The following is a 2,934-nucleotide window of genomic DNA, read 5'->3' on the forward strand; positions in this document are numbered from 1 at the left end:
CCGGCGGCCAGGGCGTGCAGCCGCAGGCGCAGTTCGCGGCGGGCGGGGCGGCCGCCGGGCCTGCGGGGGACGACGTCGAGGGCTTCCAGGCGGCGGATCTGCTCGCCGGGACCGAGCCGGGCGTTGGCCTGTTCGGCGACGGAGTCGAGGACGTCGAGGAGGCCGGGGGCATCGCCGTCGGGTGTCTCGCGCAGCACCACGCCGGCCCAGACCAGGGCGCCGCGCGCCGGGTCGGGCCAGTCCGCGACGATGCAGTCGGCCACCCGCGGGTCCTGGCCGATGACCCGCTCCACCACGCTGGGCGCGACCAGCGCGTCGTCGCAGGTGAACACGGAGCGGTGCGCGTCCACGAGGTGCAGTCCGCCGTCCGCGTCGAGGTAGCCCGTGTCGCCGGTGGACAGCCAGCCGTCCGCGTCCCGCGGTGCCGCCCCGGCCCCGTCCGTCGGGCCGGGGCTCAGCTGCGGTCCCCGGATCTGCACCTCGCCGGTCGACCACACCGGGGCCGGCCGGGTGCTGCCGGGCAGGACGATGCGGCACTCGGTGCCCGGCAGCGGCACCCCGACCGCGCCGAGACCGGGCCGCGAGCCGGGCGGCTGGTGGTGGGAGAGGGTGAAGACCTCGGTCAGGCCGTAGCCCTGCAGGACGGACACGCGCAGCGCGTCACGCAGCGCACGGGCCCGTTCCGGCGCCAGTACACCGCCGCTGACATGAATGGCGCTCAGGTGCCGGCCCGGCAGATACGCCCGGCCCGTAACCGGCCGGGAGTCACCCACCGGCCGGGGATCACCCGCCGGCCGGGGATCACCCGCCGGCCGGGAGTCGCCCGCCAGCCGGGGATCCCCCGCCAGCCGGTGCAGCCGGGCGGGCAGCCCGTAGTAGTGGGTGGCCTGCGCCCGCGCGGCCTCCTCCAGCGCCCCGAAGGGGTCCGGGTCCGTGCACAGCACCTGCCGGGCCCCGGCGTGCACGGCCGAGTTGAGGTGCACGGCGTGGTACTGCGGCAGATGGTTGAGGACGACGGAGGCGGCACCGAGCCGGTGGGCCAGCGCGGTCTGGGCGGCGCCCGCGACGAGATTGCGGTGCGTCAGCCGCACACCTTTCAGCCGCCCGCCGCCGTCCGGCGCGAACTGCAGGCACGCCACCGCGTCCGCACCGGGCCGCACCGTGCGTACGGACCCGGCCGCGGGCACCCCGGCCAGAACCGCGGACAGCGCCACCACCGCACAGGCCCCCTGACCACCGGACGCCTGGCGTCCCGGCACCCGACCGCCGGATGCCCGACCGCCGGATGCCAAGCCGCCCGATGCCCGACCGCCGGATGCCAAGCCGCCCGATGCCGGACGGCCGGATGCCAAGCCGCCCGATGCCGGACGGCCGGATGCGGGACGGCCGGTGGGGTCCGTCACCACGATGGTGTGCAGCCGGGGCAGCCGGTCCGCGAGTGCGGCGAGCAGCGTGGCCAGCGGGCCGGGCACGAAGGCGATCTCGGCCCCGGCCGCCGTGCACACCTCGTGCAGCGCGGCCTGTCCCATCAGCGGATCGAGCAGGGCCAGCAGCCGGCCGCTGCGGACGGTGCCGTAGTACACGGCCGGGAAGGCGGTGTCGAGGGTGGTGGCCGCCGCGACGACGGCGTCGGCCCGGCGGACGGTGCGCCCTACGTAGTGGGCGATACGGTCCGCGTCCCGGTCCAGGGCGGCGAACGTCACCGTGGCCTTGGCCGTGACCACGGCCGGGGCGTCACCGTCACGGTCCGCGGCCCGCCGCAACAGGTCGTCCAGCGGGCTCTGCGGATACCTGAGGATGGGCACGGTGGCCTCCTGGCTGCAGACAGCGGGAACAGCTGACGCCTCACGGTAGGTGTCCCTGCTCAAGAGGTCTTCGAAGCCCGCTGGAGATGCCCCCGGGCCCGCCGCCGGCCCGGGGAGTCACGCGGGGACCGCGGCCAGGTGACCCCCCACCGGCCGGGGCAGCGGGAAACTGCGGAGCTCCGAGCGGCTCCAGGGGAAGCCGTAGCCGAGGTGGAGCACCGGGTCCTGGGCCGCGTCGGCGGGCACCGCGACGGCGACCAGCACGCCGGGCACCGGCTCCAGTTCGACGAACCGCCACGGGCGGGCCGTGTCGTCGCCGGGCGGTGTGAAGGCGCGTACGCCGCGCTCGTCGTCCAGCGTGAAGACGAACGCGTCGAAGGGCAGTCCGAGGCCGAGCCCGCGGGCCTTGGAATAGGCCTCCTTGAGCGTCCACACCCGCAGGGCCCGCCGGTCGCGGTCCGGGCCGTGCGCCGCCCGCTCGACCCACTCCCGCTCCGGGGCGGCGAAGGTGCGCACGATGGTGGTGATGGCCCGCTCGTCGCGGTCCTCCAGCCGCTCCACGTCCACACCGATGCGGTGGCGGCGCACGATGCCCAGCAGGCTGTAGCCGCCCGCGTGGGAGAGGTTGAAGTCCAGCTGGGCCCCGCCGCGCGGCAGTTCACCCGGAGCGGGCCGCAGGAAGGGACGGCCCCGCGCGGAACGCCAGATGACCAGCTCGGCCTCGGCCAGGCCCGCCTCCAGCGCCAGCGCGCGCCGCACCAGGGTGTGCGCGAGCAGGTACTGGCGCCGGTCGCGTTCGAACAGGAAACGGCTCGCGGTCTTCTGCTCCCGCGCGTCCAGCCAGTGCGCGGCGAGCAGACCGGCGACCGCGGGCGGCAGGCCGTCGTTGGGACACAGCCACAGTTTGACCGGCTCGTCCGTGCCCGCGTCCCCACCCGCGACGGGAACCGCGGCGGACGCCGGGACCGGGGCCAGAGCCCGGACCGGGAACGAGGACGCGACCGCGGACAGCGACGGCGACGGCGACGGTGACGGCAACAGGGGCGGGAACGGGGGCGGGGGTGGGGGTGTCAGGTACGGCGGAGGCGCTCGCCGGTTTTCTCGCGGTGGTCGAACTGCCGGGAGACGC

At 76.3% G+C, this 2,934-nt stretch carries 2 protein-coding genes; both read right to left on the reverse strand.

Translation table 11 applies throughout. From position 1 onward, the window contains the following. A partial coding sequence (locus tag ABZV34_RS38100; RefSeq protein ID WP_356287474.1) for a fatty acid--CoA ligase family protein occupies positions 1-1,805 on the reverse strand: 1,805 nt, incomplete at its 3' end. Between the two features lie 117 nt (positions 1,806-1,922). After that, complete coding sequence (locus tag ABZV34_RS38105) at positions 1,923-2,843, reverse strand: 4'-phosphopantetheinyl transferase superfamily protein (RefSeq protein ID WP_356287477.1); 921 nt, start codon at positions 2,841-2,843, stop codon at positions 1,923-1,925. Positions 2,844-2,934: the final 91 nt, after the last annotated feature.

Origin of the sequence: Streptomyces sp. NPDC005195, from assembly GCF_040608315.1 — a bacterium.
GTDB classification, from domain to species: Bacteria; Actinomycetota; Actinomycetes; order Streptomycetales; family Streptomycetaceae; genus Streptomyces; species Streptomyces kaempferi.